16 protein-coding genes are annotated in these 18,072 nt (G+C 56.7%); 5 read left to right on the top strand and 11 right to left on the bottom strand.

What is annotated here, in order from left to right:
- Positions 1–28: 28 nt before the first annotated feature.
- Both G518_RS0131390 and G518_RS0131385 read left to right on the top strand, forming a co-directional pair.
- Positions 29–982, top strand: a complete 954-nt coding sequence (locus tag G518_RS0131390) for a tripartite tricarboxylate transporter substrate binding protein (RefSeq protein WP_028605854.1) — start codon at positions 29–31, stop codon at positions 980–982.
- A 149-nt stretch (positions 983–1,131) separates the two neighbouring features.
- On the top strand, positions 1,132–2,175 hold the full coding sequence (locus G518_RS0131385; RefSeq protein WP_028605853.1) for an Ldh family oxidoreductase: 1,044 nt from the start codon (positions 1,132–1,134) through the stop codon (positions 2,173–2,175).
- Between the two features lie 115 nt (positions 2,176–2,290).
- Here the strand turns inward: G518_RS0131385 and G518_RS37845 are convergent, their stop codons facing one another.
- Positions 2,291–3,274, bottom strand: a complete 984-nt coding sequence (locus G518_RS37845; protein WP_051237609.1) for a Bug family tripartite tricarboxylate transporter substrate binding protein — start codon at positions 3,272–3,274, stop codon at positions 2,291–2,293.
- Between the two features lie 286 nt (positions 3,275–3,560).
- On the bottom strand, positions 3,561–4,202 hold the full coding sequence (locus G518_RS0131375; protein ID WP_028605852.1) for a GntR family transcriptional regulator: 642 nt from the start codon (positions 4,200–4,202) through the stop codon (positions 3,561–3,563).
- A 50-nt stretch (positions 4,203–4,252) separates the two neighbouring features.
- On the opposite strand from G518_RS0131375, the gene G518_RS40275 reads away from it, so the two are divergent.
- Both G518_RS40275 and proC read left to right on the top strand, forming a co-directional pair.
- Positions 4,253–4,417, top strand: coding sequence for a hypothetical protein (locus G518_RS40275; protein ID WP_156909616.1), 165 nt, complete (start codon positions 4,253–4,255; stop codon positions 4,415–4,417).
- Between the two features lie 41 nt (positions 4,418–4,458).
- On the top strand, positions 4,459–5,301 hold the full coding sequence (proC, locus tag G518_RS0131370) for a pyrroline-5-carboxylate reductase (RefSeq protein WP_051237608.1): 843 nt from the start codon (positions 4,459–4,461) through the stop codon (positions 5,299–5,301).
- A 76-nt stretch (positions 5,302–5,377) separates the two neighbouring features.
- Here the strand turns inward: proC and G518_RS0131365 are convergent, their stop codons facing one another.
- From G518_RS0131365 to G518_RS0131355, 3 genes are all read right to left on the bottom strand, one after another.
- The gene (locus G518_RS0131365) at positions 5,378–6,346 is read right to left on the bottom strand and encodes a Bug family tripartite tricarboxylate transporter substrate binding protein (RefSeq protein WP_036596665.1); all 969 of its coding nucleotides are present in this window, start codon (positions 6,344–6,346) and stop codon (positions 5,378–5,380) included.
- 222 nt (positions 6,347–6,568) lie between these two features.
- Positions 6,569–7,819: a metal-dependent hydrolase family protein gene (locus tag G518_RS0131360; protein ID WP_036596663.1), complete on the bottom strand. Its 1,251-nt coding sequence runs from the start codon at positions 7,817–7,819 to the stop codon at positions 6,569–6,571.
- Between the two features lie 20 nt (positions 7,820–7,839).
- Positions 7,840–8,727 carry an amino acid ABC transporter substrate-binding protein gene (locus G518_RS0131355; protein WP_028605848.1) on the bottom strand — a complete coding sequence of 296 codons (888 nt, stop codon included), beginning with the start codon at positions 8,725–8,727 and terminating at the stop codon, positions 7,840–7,842.
- 89 nt (positions 8,728–8,816) lie between these two features.
- Here G518_RS0131355 and G518_RS0131350 point away from each other — a divergent pair, with 89 nt between their 5' ends.
- Positions 8,817–9,998, top strand: a complete 1,182-nt coding sequence (locus tag G518_RS0131350) for an NAD(P)/FAD-dependent oxidoreductase (RefSeq protein ID WP_028605847.1) — start codon at positions 8,817–8,819, stop codon at positions 9,996–9,998.
- 427 nt (positions 9,999–10,425) lie between these two features.
- Here G518_RS0131350 and G518_RS0131345 read toward each other — a convergent pair whose 3' ends face one another.
- The 6 genes from G518_RS0131345 to G518_RS0131320 form a co-directional block, all read right to left on the bottom strand.
- Positions 10,426–11,772: a glycosyltransferase family 61 protein gene (locus G518_RS0131345; protein ID WP_156909615.1), complete on the bottom strand. Its 1,347-nt coding sequence runs from the start codon at positions 11,770–11,772 to the stop codon at positions 10,426–10,428.
- Positions 11,773–12,087: 315 nt separating this feature from the next.
- Entirely contained in the window at positions 12,088–13,206 is a 1,119-nt protein-coding gene (locus G518_RS0131340; RefSeq protein WP_051237607.1) for an NADPH:quinone oxidoreductase family protein, read from the bottom strand.
- Positions 13,207–13,208: 2 nt separating this feature from the next.
- A complete protein-coding gene (locus tag G518_RS0131335) occupies positions 13,209–14,192 on the bottom strand; it encodes a Bug family tripartite tricarboxylate transporter substrate binding protein (RefSeq protein ID WP_028605844.1) in 984 nt (327 codons plus the stop codon).
- A gap of 12 nt (positions 14,193–14,204) precedes the next feature.
- Positions 14,205–16,016: an acyclic terpene utilization AtuA family protein gene (locus tag G518_RS0131330; protein WP_036596661.1), complete on the bottom strand. Its 1,812-nt coding sequence runs from the start codon at positions 16,014–16,016 to the stop codon at positions 14,205–14,207.
- Entirely contained in the window at positions 16,013–16,801 is a 789-nt protein-coding gene (locus tag G518_RS0131325) for an enoyl-CoA hydratase/isomerase family protein (protein WP_051237605.1), read from the bottom strand. Before G518_RS0131325 ends, G518_RS0131330 begins: the two co-directional genes overlap by 4 nt.
- Entirely contained in the window at positions 16,798–18,063 is a 1,266-nt protein-coding gene (locus G518_RS0131320; RefSeq protein ID WP_028605841.1) for a CaiB/BaiF CoA transferase family protein, read from the bottom strand. The genes G518_RS0131325 and G518_RS0131320 overlap by 4 nt, the downstream gene beginning before the upstream one ends.
- Positions 18,064–18,072 lie beyond the last annotated feature (9 nt).

Genomic DNA, 18,072 nt, shown 5'->3' with positions numbered 1-18,072 from the left:
CATCGGCGCTATCACCACTCCTCAAATCATGAAGATCCTACGCACTCTGACGTTCGCCGCTTTAAGCAGTGCCATGGCACTCGTTCACGCAGCCGACCCGTACCCATCCAAGTCGATGGAGCTTGTTGTGGCGTACGCGGCAGGTGGAGGAAGCGACGCGGCTGCCCGGGCCATTGCCGAGGCCGCCAAAAAGCACCTGCCTCAGCCGGTCTTCGTGACAAACAAACCTGGCGCGAGCGGCTCGATCGGCTGGGCCTATGTCACAACAGGCACTCCGGACGGCTACAAGTTATCTCTCATGAACCCAGAGATGCTCGTCGTTCCCCTTCTGGGAATCGGCAAATCGACGGTCGATCATTTTCAACCGATCGCACGCTTTACTGATGATGCGACTTCCATTACCGTCCGCAGCGACGCCCCGTGGAAGACGATTGATGAGTTCATCGCGTTTGCAAGGGCTAATCCAGATAAAGTCGCTTTGAGCAATGCTGGTCTTGGAACGATTCCCCATACAGCAGCTGTGGCGCTCGCAGAACGAACCGGCGCCAAGTTCAACCACGTACCGTACCAAGGCGCGGCGCCTGCCACCCTCGGCCTTCTCTCGGGCGATGTACAAGCAACCTCCATTCCCTATGCGGACCTGAAACAACACGTCGAAGCTGGCAAGCTCCGTACCCTGGCTGTCATGGCAGAAAAGCGCATTCCTGGACTAGAGAGCGTGCCGACATTCAAAGAGCGCGGCTATGACCTTCACTACAGCGTCTGGCGCGGCATTGGCCTTCCCAAAGGCAGTCCCAAGGAGGCGCTGGACAAGTGGCGGGAAGTAGCGAAGGCAGTCTTCCAGGACCCGGCTTTCCAGACCACGATCACGAAGCAAGGCCTCACGCTCTCTTGGGCTGACACGCCTGAATTCACAAAAGATATCGCGCGGCAAAACGAGGCGTTCAAGAAGATTGTTCCAAAAATGGAAATGAAACAGTAGGGCGTTAATCAACAACCGGGTGGTAGCCACCCCTGTGAGACGCCAATCAGAACATGCCCACATCTCAAGCCGGATGCCTGCGGCCATAAAGCCTGGTGGGTAACCGGACTGCATCTCCACGCGCGGATCATTCCAGGAGGAACTTGTACATGGCCGATACCGTTTGCCTCGCTCTTGATGACGTATTCGGCCTTTCCGTACGGGTATTGAGAGAGCACGGGATGTCGCTTGCGCACGCAGAAGCGGTAGCTCGCGTCATCACAGCAGGCGAGAGAGACGAGTGCTATTCGCACGGTATCTATAGGCTCCTGATCACCACCCACACACTCAGCAACAGCAGCATCTCTCGTGACGCGCTTCCCGTGATGCGAGATCGCACACCGGCGCTGGTGGGTGTGGACGCTCAGTTTGCATACTCTCCCCTGTCATTCGAAATGGGGAGCGAGGTGCTGATCGAAAAGGCCAGGAAGACGGGGATTGCGGCCATGGTGATCAACAACTGTTATCACTTCTCAGCACTTTGGCCTGAGATCGAAGTCCTGACAGCGGCCGGCCTTGCCGCCATCGCAATGAATCCGAGCCACGCAGGCGTGGCGCCCGCCGGCGGGACCCAGGCAGTCCTTGGAACCAACCCTATCGCCTTCGGGTGGCCCAGACCCGGCAAAGACCCGTACGTGTTTGATTTCGCAACCAGCGCTGTAGCGCGCGGAGAAATAGAGTTGCACAACCGTTCTGGAAAGGCCGTACCCTTTGGCTGGGGAATAGATGCACTCGGTCAGCCTACAAGCAATGCCAACTCCATCCTGAACGGTGGCGCAATGCTTGCATTCGGAGGCCACAAGGGTTCGGCGCTTTCCACCATGATCGAGTTGCTGGCAGGGCCATTGATCGGTGATCTGACGAGCTTGGACTCATTGGAATACGACGATGGCCAAGGGGCCTCGCCTTGTCACGGCGAGCTTGTCATTGCCATGGACCCACTGCTACTCGGACAAGGCCAATACGCCAATGACACCGCCCGAGCAGAGAGGCTTTTTGACGCATTCCTGGGTCAGGGTGCCAGGTTGCCATCACAGCGCAGGTTCGCGGCACGCAAGAGGAGCCTGGAGCATGGAGTTCAAGTGCCTCGCGCACTCTACGAAGAAATCACCAATCTGCTTTCCGGCTCCGAGAGCACGAGGCGCGCTCCCTGAGACATCAGCGCAACGCCCGCTTCCGCGATCGTGAAGACAAGCATGAAGAGCCCAACCGAATCATCTCCCCCCTACTCGCTCGGCAAATGTTCAGTATTCGCTTGTGCGTTGGCTCTCAGGCCACATCCAGCTTCAGGCTCCGAATGAACGGCACCCAGCGCTCACGCTCCCTGCGAACAAATGCATCTGCCTGGTAAGGCGTAGTGGGAGTCAGAATCTCTGAGCCGGATTGTTGAACCAGACGTGCGTGTAGAGCCGGCACGGCAAGCGCCTCAGCCAATGCCGCGTTGAGGCGCGTCATCATCGCCGCTGGCGTTTGAGCTGGCGCTATCAAACAGTTCCAGGTGTAGGCTTCGTAGGCTCGCAAACCCTGTTCCGCAAATGTGGCCAATCCAGGCGCTGCCTGGTTGCGCTCCACGCCCGATATAGCGAGCAAATTCACCCGCCCTAACAGGGACATGGGAAGCGATGTGGAAAGACCGTCGAAGACGAAATCCACGTGATCTCCAGCAAGATCGGCCATGGCCGGCCCATTGCCCTTGTAGGGCACGTGATTGATCTTGATGTCAGTTGCCTTGGCAAACGCCTCACCGACGATATGGCTGGTGGAACCGATTCCCCCTGAACCATAGCTGAGCTGGTTCGGACGTGCCTTGGCTTCAGCGATCAGCGCCTTCAGCGTCCTGGGCCCGGTCGACCTTCCCGCGAGCACCACGTTGGATCGACTCACTAAGCCGATCGTGCGCAAATCTTTCTCCACGTCGAACGGAAGCGACCTGTAGAGGCCCACGTTCATGACCAGTTGCGAACTGGTCCCAAGACCGAGCGTCAAGCCATCTGGAACGGCCCTTGCAACTGCTTCGGTTCCAAGAGAGCCGCCTCCCCCGGGCTTGTTTTCGACAACCACAGTTTGCCTCAGCCGCTCAGACATATAGCCTGCCAGTTCGCGAGCCGTCAGGTCGTTACCGCTACCAGCCGCAAAGGAAACGATGATGCGGATCGTCTTGGAATTTCCCTGCGCGCGCAGACCTGGTGCGACGATGGTCGAAGCCGCCAATACAGCTCGGCGGCTGATACGGGCGGAGTGCAAGTTCTGCATCGGCTCTCTCCTCAATATTGCCTGGGAGGGTGTCAGACCTGAAGCGCCGATCGAAAAATCAATGCGCGTGAATACCACCCCGTAGCTGCTCTGCCTTCACAACTCAATGGACTTAGGCCGAAAGTGTATAGACATCACCACTCTGCACCTGCATTTTTACGCAAATTCTGGTTTAGCGTCTTGCTTCGATCTAATACCAAGTTGCTATTTGTTGCCTGAGCTGCCTGGCAACTAAGTTGCAGAGATGCCGACGCCAGATGCGCCACTTCTTCTTCGCAGAGCCTCCCTAGCTCTCAAGCGCCAACTGCGTATGCTCAATGTGCTGTTCCAGCAGTTCTACTGCCCGCGGGATGTCCTTGGCTATGCAGGCCTTCAGGATCAAATCGTGCTCGGCTTGCGGAGTCTTTCGACCGACTTTGTACGACTGCATCGCGCGCATGTGACGAGCGATGCCCCGAACACTCTCCTCAATCATTTTGAGTAATTTCGTTCGCGCGCATGGGCGATAAAGCACCATGTGAAACTCAAGGTTAAGCTCAGCCCACTCCTGCGGTGACTCACTACCGTCGTAGCGTGCCATGATTTCTCTTGCAGCGCGATGATCAGCTGCCTTCATCTGCGGTATGGCTAGCTTCAAGGCGCGTGTTTCGAGAGCAATGCGAATGTCCAATGCTTCGATCAACTCCTGAATGGATTGAGCAGCTACCGTAGAGCCTTGGTGGGGTTTATGCTCGATCAACCCCTCTGACTGCAATCGCTTGAGTGCCTCCCGCACCGGTATTCTGCTCACGCCAAAACGTTCAGCCAACGCCTGTTGCTTCAGTTGAACTCCTATCCCCAGCTCGCCACTTAATATTAGTTCTCGCAGCGCATCGGTGACGGCATCTGTTGAGAGAACCGCCTCACGCTCAAGTGTGACTGAACCCATTGATACTTCCTCACGATTCATCGTATAGATCTGATTCTATAAAGAATCCAATGAAGGATCCAAACCCCGTTTGCAGCTATCGGCGCGGCAGACTTAGAGAACCCGGCTGGCAGAGCGGCAAGCAGGAACATGATCTGGCTAATATTTACATCGTTCTTGATAGTGAAACATTCACCTTCGGCATAGAAGAACGAACAAAAATTCTGATCGAGTGAAATGAAAATGCTCTGGAGTTAACGAACCAGGAAGCATCTATATGAAACTCCAAAATGATCCCGCCTTGAGGTCCACCCTTGCCTTCGTTGGCGGAGGTCAGATGGCTTCGGCAATGATTGCTGGCTTGCTGAAAGGTGGCCGCTCGCCAGCCTCAATTCTCGTCATTGAACCGACGGCAGCGCAACGCGAGCACCTGGAGCAGACATTTGGAGTCATGGCGGCAGAGCGTGCTGATACGCGCTTCACGCGCGCAGACCTTATCGTCTGGGCAGTCAAGCCTCAGATATTCCAGCAAGCGCTGCACGAGGCACGAGGTCACCTCGGCGCGGCGCTTCATATCAGCATTGCTGCCGGGTTGCCACTCACCGTACTGAGTGGCTGGCTAAAGACCGACCGGGTGATTCGTGCCATGCCCAACATGGCGGCCCTTGTCGGAGCGGGTGTGACAGGGATGGTGGCAGCCGAGGGAGTATCTGAGGTAGACAGATCATGCGCCGCCCAAGTGCTCGCAGCCACAGGCCATTGCTTTTGGGTAGAGAGTGACGAACGCCTGGATGCCGTCACGGCCGTGAGCGGAAGCGGGCCGGCATATGTATTTCACTTCCTTGAGTCCTTCCAGTTGGCAGCCGAAGCTCTCGGCTTCACGACCGAACTGGCGCGTGATCTAGTCTTGCGCACGACAGCCGGCGCCGTGGAGCAGGCTAAGCTGGGTGAGCCATACGGAACCTTGCGTGCGCGCGTGACGTCCAAGCGCGGCACCACGGAAGCAGCGTTAGCCGTACTCGATGAACGAGCAACACCCCAGGCTTTACGGGACGCTGTGTATGCAGCGCATGCGAGAGCGAGTGAACTATCGCAGGAACTGTCCACGCCTTCCTCCTAGCCAGGCAGGCAGGCAGAGGGTTTCTCAGAAAGTCCAACGTGGAGGAGCCGCGAGAGGTCCCTCCACGTTCCTAGTATCACTCTGGCTGGATGTTAGACCTGGTTGCAACATCAACCATGCGATCTCGCTCTTTAGCAACGAAGGCCTCTAGCTCCCGACCCGATAGCTGCGGCATCTGCTGCATGCCGATCTTCTCCAGTTTGGCTTGGAAATCCGCGTTGCTGTAGAGACTGTACGCAGCTTCGCGCAATTTGTCTGTCACAGCCTGAGGCGTCTTTTTCGGCACAGCCAGTATGCCCCAGCCAGAGAAATCGAAGCCGCCATAACCCGATTCCGATATCGTCGGCACATTAGGAAGTTCAGGGGTACGCTTTTGAGTACTGACAGCCAGGGGGCGGACTCTGCCCGCTGTGATCATTGGCATAGCGGCAATGGATGTATAGAAGATTCCGTTGACCTCTCCCGTCATCGTGGCGCTCAAGCCCTGAGGCCCGTCCTTGTACGGTACGTGCAGCAGGTCGATGCCGGCAGCATTTTCGAGCACCTTTCCTACCAAGTGACCAGTAGATCCCACTCCGGAAGAAGCGTAGCTGACTTTACCTGGATTCGCTTTGGCATCTTTGATGAAGTCAGCCAACGACTTATGTTTGGACTGTCCAGACACTATCAGGAAACTGGGCATACCGCCTGCGGTCGCCACGAAGCTGAAGCCCAACGGATCGTAAGGGAGCTTCTTGTACAGAATGCTGTTGACCGCGAAGGTGGCGTTCGTGCCAAGCAAAACCGTATAGCCGTCAGGTGCGCTATTTTCAACGGCTTGAGCTCCGATAGATGTTCCTGCGCCGGGCTTGGGTTCAACGATGACAGGCTGGCCTAACCTCTCAGAAAGCCCTTGAGCAACAAGGCGCCCGAGCATATCGGTCGCGCTGCCCGGCGCGAAAGGCACAATCAGTTTGATAGGTTTGATGGGATAGTTCTGCGCTGTAACGGATGCCGCGGCAGTCACGGCAAAAAAGGCAACAGCGCATGCGCGAAGTACTTTCATGAATATCTCCAGTGGTGAAGGGCCGCCCTTGCTGGCTCGCTCATGGGAGCGTTCGCGTAAACAACGGCTTTCCGGGTTTGAATTTCAGAAAAACGTATGGGAGTCGCCGCATGTGGTGGGATCACTTGCATCAATCAGAACCATCGAATTCGACTCCCACTCATGCCTTCTCGATCCGGGAAGAAAATCCCTGCACAACGGGCACCCATGCTCGCTATACCGCTAGGGATTGCGCGTCTTGATGATGTTCTTGATCACGTTGCCCGACTGCAAAATTCCGACAATGTTCTCAGCGGGATTTGCCAGCACCATAAGGTCCTGGTAGGGATCCCCTTTCACTAAAAGCACATCTGCCATAGCGCCTGTGACAAGCTCGCCTAGCTTGGCCTCACGCCGGATCACTTTGGCATTCACGATCGTGGCTGAGCGGATGACGTCCGCATTCGAGAGCGACGAAGCGTGGAAAGCCAAACCTTCGTTCTGAAAGTGCTGCGTATGCATGGACAAATCGCTGCCGTAGCCGATTTGCACACCTGCTTGCTTGTAAGTCTTGAGAGCCTGAAGTCCTCCTTGACGAACACGTTCATTCTTTTCCATGGAACTGGGAGATTTTCCAGACGCGGCGCCTAGTCGCAAGTTCGCCTCATGAACTATCAGAGTCGGCACCACGAAGGCACCCCGCTCGGCCATGATGGCTGCTGTTTCGGCGCCCACAAAGTTCCCGTGTTCGATCGTGCGAATGCCGTTTTCCACAGCCCTTCGGATCGCGATGTCGGAATAGGCATGTGCACAAACATAGGTTCCCCAGCGCTGGGCCTCTTCTACACACGCAGCGATTTCGTCCACGCGGTACTGAATGCTGTCCAGAGGATCGTTAGGCGAAGCAACGCCCCCGCTAAGCATGATCTTGATGTGGTCTGCACCCAATCGCAATTGCTCGCGCGTGGCTTTTATGACCTCGGGTACGCCATCGGCAAGAGTGCTGAAGAGCGCACGCCCGGTGCAACAGGCGCAGTCGTACTCGGACTCCGCACGACCACGAAAATCTCCATGGCCACCCGTCTGAGTAATCGCCTTTCCGCCAACGAAAAGACGAGGACTTTGAACGTAGCCGGCCTCGACGGCATCGCGCATTCCGTAGTCTCCTCCAGCAACGTCGCGCACCGTAGTCCAACCTCGGTGAAGCATATCTCTCAACACGAAAGTCGACTTCGCCGCTGCGTAGGTCTGTGGAACTTCGGCGCCAGCAGCGATGTTGCGTTCGTTCATGTAGATATGAACGTGGGCGTCAATAAGCCCTGGCATGACCGTAAGCCCTTCAGCATCGATACGCTCGGCATCCTCGGCGTTAGTGATGTGTTGGCCGACGGCCTGGATGTCCGCTCCCGAGATCAGAATGTCGGTGGGTGCCCCCAAACGGTCTTGGCGTGGATCCAGAAGCCGCGCACCAGCTATCAGTATTCTTTTGGTCATGGTGGGTATTCAGTTTGAAATCAGACGCCTTTGTCACTCGGGTTCCGGTAGAGGTCCTGGGTGGCTTCCGACATCGGAAAATTCAAACTGACGTTGCGCGGGAGGATAGGCGAGGTGAACCACTTGCCATACAGCTGGTTGATCGCATTGCTTTTCATCAATCCGGAAACTGTCGTGTCCACCAAAGCCTTGAACTTGGGATCATCCTTGCGGAGCATGATTCCGTAGGGTTCCTGGCGCAGTGCTTCGGGCAAGATTCTGTAGTCACCTGGCGTTTGAGACGCCGCTATTTGCCCCGCGAGCAGGATATCGTCCATGATGAACGCACTCACTCGGTCCGATGCAAGCAACAGGAAGGCATCCGAGTGATCTTTCCCCAGGACCTCATTGACCTGGATGTTCTCCGTCCGCTTGTACGCCCTTAGCAGCGGGATCGATGTGGTTCCGGTCGTCGTGGCGATCGTCTTGCCATTGAGATCGGCGAAGCTGTTGATGCCCGAGCTCTTTTTCACTGCAGCACTGACACCCACCATGATGTAGTTCGGACCGAACGCCACGAGCTGTTGACGTGCGACGGAGTTGGTGGTCGAGCCACACTCAATATCAACCGTACCGTTCTGGACCAAAGGCACTCGATTCTGAGAGGTGACCATCTGATACTTGACGATCAGGTTAGGCAACTTCAGCTCTGTTTTGATAGCACCGATGATTTCCTTGCAGATGTCAATGGCAAAACCGATGGGTTCGCCACCTGACTTGGTGATGTATGAGAAGGGAATGGAAGAATCGCGATGGCCGACCGTTATCGCGCCACTAGACCTGATCTTCTCAAGCGTATCGTTGAGCTGAGCAAACGCCAGGGAATTGGCAAGTAGCGCGGAAACAAAAAGCGCAATCTTGAGCTTCATATGGATCTCCAAAGGCGGGTTGTTGATTGACTATTGGATCCAATTTAGGATACATTGTCAACACATCGATCCCCTACTCAGTGATTTTTATGACTACTCTTTCCCGTGCCAAGTACGACGTCGTTGTAATGGGCGGCGGCATCGTTGGATCCGCCATCGCCTACTTCCTTCTGAAGGAGTCCCCCGGCCTCTCGGTCTGTGTGGTTGAACCAGACCCGACTTACGAATTCGCTTCCGCCGTTCGCGCATCGGGGGGATGCCGGGTGCAGTTCACCTGCCCGGAGAACATCGAGATGTCAAAGTTCAGCATTGACTTCATCAGGAACTTCGAAGCAACGATGGCCAGCAACGGTAGGCCTGCCCCCGTGGACTGGGTCGAAGGCGGGTACCTGTTTATCGTTCCCCCTGAAAACGCAGAGAGCATCAAGCGCAACGTCGCGATTCAACAGGCGCATGGTTGCGTAGTCAACCTCTTGACACCATCGGAATTGAAGGAGCGTTTTCCTTCGATGTACGTTGATGACTTAGCTTACGGCGCCCACACACCGCACGATGGATGGTGCGATCCAAACGGACTTCTATGGGGCTTTCGTCGCAAGGCTGCCGAGCTGGGCGCTGAGTACATCCAGGACCGAGTCAAAGGCGCCGAGGTGGACACCGTCAAAGTGAAGTCGATCACGTTAGGCAGCGATGAAAAACTGGAAGCGGATGCTTTCGTGAATGCATGCGGGGCATGGTCTGGCATGGTCGCGGACATGTTCGGGATGCATCTACCGGTGTCCCCTATGCGGCGGTTTGAGCACTACTTCACTGCCGGTTCTCCAGTGGAACGCCTCCCCTATGTGAAGGATGTGGCTCGAATGGCTTTCCGATCGGAAGGAGCAGGCTTCTCCGGAGGACTGGTAGATGGCAACGAGCGAAGGGGGTTCAACTTTGAAGTGGACCATGACTACTTCGAGCGAGTGGTGTGGCCAGCCGTAGCCCATCGCTTTCCCGCATTTGAAGCAGCTAAATGCCATAGGACTTGGTCCGGCTTGTATGAAGTCCATGAACTCGATGGCAACCCAATAATAGGCGGCTGGTCGGGCGGGCTTCCTAACCTCTATACCGTCGCAGGATTTTCCGGCCACGGCATGATGCACGCGCCTGCGGCAGGCCGCGCAATAGCTGAACTTCTGGTGAGAGGGAGGTTCGAGAGCATCGACCTCAGCAACTTGGGATATGACCGCGTGCGGAGCAACACCCCGTATGCCGAGGCAGGCATTCTTTAAGAATGGCCTAGCACAGCGTCGATTCAGAATCTCAGTGAATTAGGCAACATCAAGAGTAAAGGAGGGTACCGGTTACCCTCTTATTGCGTACCGCCCGGAACTTGGTTGGACCTTTCGAGGCTCCGTCGTGCCGGACCTCCTTGTACCTAAGCGGTACGAGAACCCGGACGAGGGTCGGCCAATTTTTCAAGGATGACGCATCTCCGTGACCACACCGTTCCAGCGCACCAGCATCGCCATCTTTTGGTCTGCCAGTGGCTACGCAGTGATGCGTGAGGGCAGGTGTTGCCATCCTTAACCCAATGGAACATCGCTTCGAGCCGAGGAACCTGGATAGGCGGATTCTTGGCAATCGGAATCACCGCAGGGCACCCCATAACGCTCAGGCTTTTCTTCAGGGTGATTTGGGTAGGTCAGATATCTTTTTTCAAGTAAAAAGTGTTTGAAGCCGGTTGATCCCCCCACTGAAAAGCTCGCTTACCTCATTTTCTTCTTGTGCTGTGATTTGTTTACTAACTGGTTCCCAATTGGGTTTCGCAAAAACAGGATCAATAGCAGCTAAGCAGCTTTGCAGGGAAGGGGCATCTACGCTTAACCATGCTCTGTAAGGATCACCCGGCAATCCTAGCCGCACGCCCGGCGGATCGATTAAGCAAATTCTTGCACGGTCGCCCAGGAATAATGTCAAATGAGCTTCGATTAGAAGTGTCATCCAAGGCCTTCTTGCGATGACAATGACCGTAACATCAGGTTGAGCAGACATTGCAAGAAGGTGTAGCGCAGATCCTTCCTCTGCTATGACCACCCGCGCACCCCGGTAAATTTCTAACTGCTGGTCTATCGACAGGGTTTCGGGCCGTACCACCTTTACGCCGCAGCTTTGCATACGCGCCTCAAGCTCTTCACCGCCAAGTATCTTGCCTGTTGATGCGCAATCTTTAATGCCGGCTCTTGATAGGTAAATCACCTCATGAGCATCTGACACCCCGTGGTGAAACCGCCTGCGTAGTGCCGCAATATGGCGGGGAGTTGAAAGCATTCCAATGCCTGACAGAGACTCCTGCCGGGGAATGACAATACATTCAACCAATGTGGGAACCGTAATTATCTTAACAGGCAGACCTGTTACCAGATCGAGAAGATTTTTATTAATCTCTGGTAATCCACCCTGAATATCTGGGTGCATCAGAAATATAATCCCGTCAATTTTCCCCAGTGCAGGCTCATCCAGCGCCCACGTGCGACCAAGAGACTCCATAAGAAAATGGCCAAAATGCTGCACGGCTAATCCGAAATATAGCCATCGGCCCGCCAAATTTTCTTCGGGGCTGACATCCTCAGCAAGCTCTACGCTCATCAATTCAACTGCGGTCTCATAGTGCGCAGAACTTCGTACATTGCGCCCACCCACACGAACACCCCCAGTGAGGCGCGGACGGCCTGATGTAAGGTCATGCGTACCCGAAGCATCAACCCACACCGCCGGCGGAATTACCGTAGCCCCAAACTCCTCTTTAAGATGAGGAAGCATTCCTGTTGCACCATCAATAGCTAATAATTGCATTCCCTCATAGTGCTGTCTTGCATTTATATGGCCCGCTGCGACGGCCTTTGCAGTATCCGCACCTGATACTGCCGCACGGTCAGGCTTAGGGAATATCCCAGACAGAGAACCAAGTGCTTTATGAATTATCTTCACAGCGATGAATATGGAAAGATTGGAAATTACTTGGTCGGGAACGGTACGAGGTGAATGAACCAGACGGCAACTCAATCATCGGATCCTAGCCTACCTTTAGACCTCTGCGGGATTTCCGGGTACGGGATGATGCATGCCCCAGCTACCGGTCGAGGTATGGCGGAGCTCATCTTGAAAGGCCAATTTGGGAGCACTGATCTGACGAACCCTGCATCTGAGCGCGTGCTTAGCAACACTCCTTAGAACGTGTTCTTACGCTGAGGCAAGCATTCCTTAGCCTCCTGTGGCAGGCCAGTCTCCTGCGGGGAAGGCTCAGGGGCGTTGGGAGGTGGGCGACACGTTTCCCTGATTGAACGTTACTCGCCACCCATCAAGCCAGCAGGTCTGCGATCAAGGATGAAGCACACATCCCCCCGTCACTTCACCATTCCAGCGCGCCAGCATCGCCTTTTTGTAGTCCGCCAGTGGGTAGGTATGTGATACGTGAGGGCGGATTTTTCCTTCCTTGACCCATTTGAAGATCGCCTCGAGCCGAGGAACCCGGATGGATGGGTCCTTGGCAATCGCAATCACCGCAGGGCACCCCATGACGCTCAGGCTTTTCATCTGGATGATGTTGGTAGGCAAGGTATTGACATTGGGCGCGCCCCGTAAGCCTTTGCCTCTCGCCACGTTGGGAGTAGAGGTCCAACCGACGATCAGGAAGCGACCGCCGAAGGCCATGCACCGCAGGCTCTCGTTGGAAACCTCACCACCCACGGCGTCATAAACCACTTCGACACCCTGGCCGCCAGTGAGCTCCTTCACATCTTTGCGGAACTCCCGCACTTCTTTATCGGGGCCAAGGATGTTGACCACGTGATCCGCGCCCTGCTCTTTCACCGTGGCCAGTTTTGCATCGGACCGCCCTGTAGCTATAACGGTTGCCCCGAGCAGCTTCGCCACCTGAACAGCTGCCAACCCGGTGAGGCCGGTGGCGCCATTGATAAGAACAGTCTCGCCGCTTTGCAATTGACCGCGGGCCACCAGGCAGTGGTAGGCCGTTTCGTAGGCCTGCAGCATTCCCGTGGCGTCGTCATAGCTCAACTCAGCCGGAATCTTCATCACACCATCAACCGGCAAAACCGCATAGCTTGCGAAGCCGCCTGCGCCTTGATAGTCGCCATAGGAACGGGGGCCGATTTTCATGGGGTCGGCCAGGACACGATCACCCACCGCGCATCGTGCGGGATCAACCTCCGAGCCTACAGCCAGGACGTCACCAGCGTACTCCATGCCCGGCGTATACGGCAGCGGTGCCATGTGCTGGTACTGTCCACTGGTCATCAAAAGATCCACCCAAGCGACAGCCACGCTGCGAATGGCCACGATCACCTCATGTGGTTTCAGCGAGGCTGGGTCAGGCGCGGGTTGCTCCACCAGATGAACAAACTTTTCAATCGCCTCTTGCGGACTCTCCGCGTACTCGGTCACAACCACGCGCTTACCAGCGGGAAAAACTTGAGTCATGCTTACCCCACGTTCAGCTTGAGACTGCGGATGAACGGTACCCAACGCTCCCGCTCCTTACGGCCGAAGTCCTCCGCCTGTGCGGTGGTGCTGGGCCCCAGGATCTGTGAGCCGAACTGATCAATCAACCGATCACGCAGAGCAGGCAGCTCCAGCGCCTTGTTGAGCGCGCCATTAATCCGCGCCATGGCATCTGCAGGTGTCTGGGCCGGCGCGATCAGGCAGTTCCAGGTATAGGCTTCGTAGTCTGGCAGCCCTTGCTCCGCAAAGGTGGGCACATCAGGTGCCACGCGGTCGCGCTTCGTACCTGAGATGGCAATGAGATGTGCGCGGCCATTTTTGGCCATAGGTTGCGCCGTGACCAAACCATCAAACACCAGATCCACGTGGCCACCCGCCAGATCGGCCATGGCGGGACCATTGCCCTTGTAAGGCACATGATTGAGCTTGATATCTGCCGCTTTGGCGAAGGCTTCGCCAACGATGTGGCTGATGGAGCCTGTACCACCTGAGCCATAGCTGATCTGGCCTGGCCGCGCCTTGGCTTCGGCAATCAAGGCCTTGAGTGTCTTGGGACCTGTCGCCTTGCCGACCAACACCAGATTCGTACGAGCCACCAAGCCAATGGTGTGCAGATCTTTTTCGATGTCGAAGGGCAGTGTTTTGTAAAGACCCACGTTCATGACCAACTGAGAGCTGGTACCCAGACCAACGGTCAAGCCATCAGGTGCAGCTTTGGCGACTGCGTCTGTGCCGATCATCCCACCCGCACCAGGCTTGTTCTCCACGATCACAGGCTGATTCAATAGCTCGGCCATATAACGCGCCAAATCGCGCGCAATCAGATCATTGGCACTTCCGGGCGCAAACGAAACAATGATACGAATGGCCTTGGGATTTCCTTGGGCGTAAACACCAGAGGCCAGCATGGCCGAAGCCATCACCAGAGCACGACGGCTCATACGAAGGGTAGATGCGTTTTTCATGGGTGATTCCTTTCACTGAAACCAATGTGCTGGAGCACGAACCGGCATGCTGAGCAGGATCTGCCCCATACCTTTACCCAGCGGGTCGTTGCGCAGCGAGGCCATTCCGCCACCGCCGAGAGCCTGTTCGCACACAAAGTTGAGTGCATGGATGCCGGGCAGGTCATACCTCGTCACCGTGCCGTCCACAAGGTGCTGAAGGTATTCGCCTACACGGGCTTCAGTGAGCTCGGCGCGGAGAAAGGGCAACCATTCCGGACGACGCGCAATGATGCCAATGTTGGATGTGTTGCCTTTGTCGCCTGAGCGGCCCCAGGCGAGTCGGATCAGCGGAACTTCGGCCCAGCCCTCTGGGGCATCCGCCGCTATCGCCGCAGCGATATTCACCATTGGAGCGGCTTGGGCCGGTGACTTGGCAGCCTCCACGGATTCAGAAATGGGCACCGCGTTTCCGTCCACGGTGACCGTGGGCGTGAGTCGTGCTTTATCCAGCAGGAAGGCGTACTGCCGGATCGACGGCGATGCTGAAGACCGCCCACCGCCTGAGCCTGTGGTACCAGGCGCCCATGAGGTGCCGGCTGGTGCGATCTCGCGCGCCAGTAGCTCGAGCGCTGCCTTCTCTGGGTGGCAAGCGGTGAGGCGAAGTACGATTTCGCGCGCCTGACTGAGCTCGGGCATGGCGTGAGCACCGTAGCAGCTCTCGGCTCCCAGCATTTCGATGTTGGTCGCACTAAGAGGCGGTAATCCGCGCGCCTGCAACAGCTCGCCTACACGCTCCAAAATGGTCTCTCCGGTGCGGCGCGCTTTCGCCACAGCGTCGAAGCCCACAATGGTCAATTGCGCTGATGTCTTGAAGCCGTCCATATAGGTGGCGCTCACCTTATAGGTGCTTGTGGCAGGACGGCCAAGCGCGCCGGACACGCGAACACGCTGCTCGCCAGCGGTCTCTATGCGAACGCCGCGCCAGTCGCAAGTGACATCCGGCAAAAGATAGTTGGCGGGGTCATGGATTTCATAGAGCAGCTGTTCAGCCACGCACTGCGGCGCGATGAGCCCACCGGTGCCTGCGGGTTTGGTCACCATGAAGCTGCCGTCTTCAGCGCATTCCACGATGGGGTAACCAATGTGCGCCCAATCTGGAACGTCTTGCCAATCAGTGTGCAGGCCGCCAGTGGCTTGGCAGCCGCATTCCAGGATGTGCCCGGCCAGGCTACCGCCTGAGAGTCGGTCGTAATCCGTGGCTGACCAACCAAAGGCATGCATCAGCGTACCCAGGGTCACAGCAGAATCTACGCAGCGGCCGGTAATCACAATCTGGGCACCGCTGTCCAGAGCCGCCTTGATGGGTAAGGCCCCCAGGTAAGCGTTGGCGGTAATGACCTTGGCTGGCAAGGGCGCTCCGCTCTGCAGCTCGCGCACGGGCGGCGTGGCCGACCGAAGTTCAGGCAGGATGGGCATCACGTCATCACCGGCAACGACCGCGATCTTCACCTCAACGCCCTGCTCCGCCGCCAGCGCCCGCAGGGCCTCGGCGCATCCGTGTGGATTGACACCTCCCGCGTTGCTGATGACACGGATGCCCCGCGCCACAACGTCTTTGAGAACGCTCTTCATGGCCACACTCACGAAATCGGTAGCGTAGCCAAGCTCGGGCTTTTTCATGCGGGCGCCAGCCAGGATGGACATCGTCAGTTCGGCCAGGTAGTCGAACACCAAATAGTCGATCTGCCCGCTTTGCACCAACTGCGGCGCACCCACACTCGAATCACCCCAGAAACCTGAAGCTCCGCCTATGCGCACCAGCTTGTCATTCTTGACGCTCATTTTCCACTCCATTTAGGTTTGCGTTTTTCGCGGAAAGCAGCTTGACCTTCTGCGGCGTCGTCGGTCATTGACAACAAGCCAATCTGGCTTTCGGTAAATGCAATGGACTCTTCGAAGGACATGGCACCAATGCGTTTCATCAGATACAAGCCTCGGCGGATAGCGGTAGGAGATTTGTCCAGGAAACGACCCAGCAACGCCTGCACACCAGCATCAAGGTCTTCGCTCACACGGTTGATCATCCCCAGCTGCAATGCCTCCTGGGCCGTGATGGGCTCCCCGGTGATGCACATCTCTGCGAGCGCACGCGGGCCAATCACGCCATTCAACAAGGTCAACACCTGCCCGGGGAACACGCCGACCTTCACTTCCGGCAAACCGAACTGCGCGTGCGGCGCAGCCACCACGAGATCGCACATGGCCATCAGGCCCATGCCGCCGGCCATGCAAGCGCCATTGACACGCGCCACCATAGGCACCATGAGCTGCCTAGAAAGCCGGAACAGATTGGCGAAGCCGAGCGTGGGTTCGGAATAATCAAACTTGAAGGACTGGCCTGTCTGCAGATCTGCGCCTGCGCAAAAAGCCTTGTCCCCTGCGCCGGTGAGCACAATAGCTCTCAAGCTCCGGTCTGAGTTGGCGCGAGTCAGCGCCTCGCTGAGGCCAGCCAGTACACCCGGACTGATGGAATTGCGCCGCGCTTCCCTTTGTATCGTGAGCCATAAAACGCCATCTTCCTGGCGCACGCCGAGTTCATCGGTCGGCTCGTATTGCACAGTGATCATGAGGGGTCTGTCTCCTTTTTTGATGCGGAAGTCAATGCGTTGGCCCTGACCGCGCCGCTTGCCAAAAGCGTTTCGATCTCGCCGCTTGAAAAGCCCAGCTCATCGAGCACTTCTACCGTGTGCTCGCCAAGGGATGGCACTGGCAAGTGGCGCGTAGGCGGTGTGCCGGACCACTCACTGGGTACGGCGGTTTCTAGAATCTTCCCAACTACCGGATGTTCAGTCTGCTGAAAGAACCCTGTGCTGGCCAAGTGCTCATCTTCCAGCAGGGTGTCAAAGGTGTGCATGGGGAAAATCGGAATCTCGTTTTCAGGCAATAGCTGCTTCCACTCGGCAGTGGTGCGCTTTTCCAACTCATCGGAGACAAGTTGGTACAGCTCATCGATCACTCGGGTGCGCGAGCCAATATCTCGAAACCGCGGATCAGTCTTGATGAGATCGCCCTTGCCCACGGCTTCAAGAAACAGAGACCAGTGGCGATCGGTATAGATCAGGCAGCACACGTAGCCGTCTTTGGTCTTGTAGGGCCTTCGGTTTTTAGACATCAGCCGCGGATAGCCAAAATCTCCCTTGCCGGGAACGAAGGTGCGGCCATAAAGGTGATCACCCAGCACATAGGGGATCATGGTTTCGAACATCGGAATATCCACGCTCTGACCGACTCCTGTGCTGTTGCGCGCATGCAGCGCTGCACAGATCACGCCAAAGGCATATAGGCCTACTGAACGGTCTGCGATAGTGATGGGCAAATAGCGGGGAACATCACCAGAGCTTTCAGCCACCACCGCAGGCAAGCCTGTGGCAGCCTGGATCATGTCATCGAACGCAGCCTTGCCCGCGTAGGGCCCTCGCTGGGAAAAGCCGACCATGCTCGCGTAGATGAGGCGCGGGTTAACGGCGGACAACTGCTCATACCCCACGCCCAAGCGGCGCATGGCCGCGGGGCGGACGTTGGTGGTGAAAACATCTGCGTCCTTGGCCATGCGCAATAACGCGGCGACCCCTTCGCTCTTTTTCAGATCGATGACGACACTGCGCTTGTTGCGATTCAACCCCAGGAACAGAGGACCCAAGCCAAGCTCACCCGATGGCCCGATGGATCTCGTGGAATCTCCGCCGGGCGATTCGATCTTGATGACATCAGCGCCCAAATCCGCCAGGAGCTGAGTGCATGAGGGTCCCATGAACACCGTAGTGAGATCCAGGACACGAACCCCGTCCAGTGGCCCGGACGATGCCGTGGAAGCAGTCGGATTAGTCATCCAGATTCC

Origin of the sequence: Ottowia thiooxydans DSM 14619 (assembly GCF_000422885.1) — a bacterium.
Lineage (GTDB): Bacteria > Pseudomonadota > Gammaproteobacteria > Burkholderiales > Burkholderiaceae_C > Ottowia > Ottowia thiooxydans.
This window is presented reverse-complemented; position numbering and strand designations above follow the sequence as displayed.

What these genes read in the sequence shown, in the direction of transcription:
- G518_RS0131365 (WP_036596665.1), bottom strand. Translation starts at nt 6,346, where the DNA reads ATGAAAGTACTTCGCGCATGCGCTGTTGCCTTTTTTGCCGTGACTGCC.
- G518_RS0131375 (WP_028605852.1), bottom strand. Translation starts at nt 4,202, where the DNA reads ATGGGTTCAGTCACACTTGAGCGTGAGGCGGTTCTCTCAACAGATGCC.
- G518_RS0131325 (WP_051237605.1), bottom strand. Translation starts at nt 16,801, where the DNA reads ATGATCACTGTGCAATACGAGCCGACCGATGAACTCGGCGTGCGCCAG.
- G518_RS0131350 (WP_028605847.1), top strand. Translation starts at nt 8,817, where the DNA reads ATGACTACTCTTTCCCGTGCCAAGTACGACGTCGTTGTAATGGGCGGC.
- G518_RS0131390 (WP_028605854.1), top strand. Translation starts at nt 29, where the DNA reads ATGAAGATCCTACGCACTCTGACGTTCGCCGCTTTAAGCAGTGCCATG.
- G518_RS0131360 (WP_036596663.1), bottom strand. Translation starts at nt 7,819, where the DNA reads ATGACCAAAAGAATACTGATAGCTGGTGCGCGGCTTCTGGATCCACGC.
- G518_RS0131340 (WP_051237607.1), bottom strand. Translation starts at nt 13,206, where the DNA reads ATGACTCAAGTTTTTCCCGCTGGTAAGCGCGTGGTTGTGACCGAGTAC.
- G518_RS37845 (WP_051237609.1), bottom strand. Translation starts at nt 3,274, where the DNA reads ATGCAGAACTTGCACTCCGCCCGTATCAGCCGCCGAGCTGTATTGGCG.
- G518_RS0131330 (WP_036596661.1), bottom strand. Translation starts at nt 16,016, where the DNA reads ATGAGCGTCAAGAATGACAAGCTGGTGCGCATAGGCGGAGCTTCAGGT.
- G518_RS0131385 (WP_028605853.1), top strand. Translation starts at nt 1,132, where the DNA reads ATGGCCGATACCGTTTGCCTCGCTCTTGATGACGTATTCGGCCTTTCC.
- proC (WP_051237608.1), top strand. Translation starts at nt 4,459, where the DNA reads ATGAAACTCCAAAATGATCCCGCCTTGAGGTCCACCCTTGCCTTCGTT.
- G518_RS40275 (WP_156909616.1), top strand. Translation starts at nt 4,253, where the DNA reads ATGAAGGATCCAAACCCCGTTTGCAGCTATCGGCGCGGCAGACTTAGA.
- G518_RS0131355 (WP_028605848.1), bottom strand. Translation starts at nt 8,727, where the DNA reads ATGAAGCTCAAGATTGCGCTTTTTGTTTCCGCGCTACTTGCCAATTCC.
- G518_RS0131320 (WP_028605841.1), bottom strand. Translation starts at nt 18,063, where the DNA reads ATGACTAATCCGACTGCTTCCACGGCATCGTCCGGGCCACTGGACGGG.
- G518_RS0131335 (WP_028605844.1), bottom strand. Translation starts at nt 14,192, where the DNA reads ATGAAAAACGCATCTACCCTTCGTATGAGCCGTCGTGCTCTGGTGATG.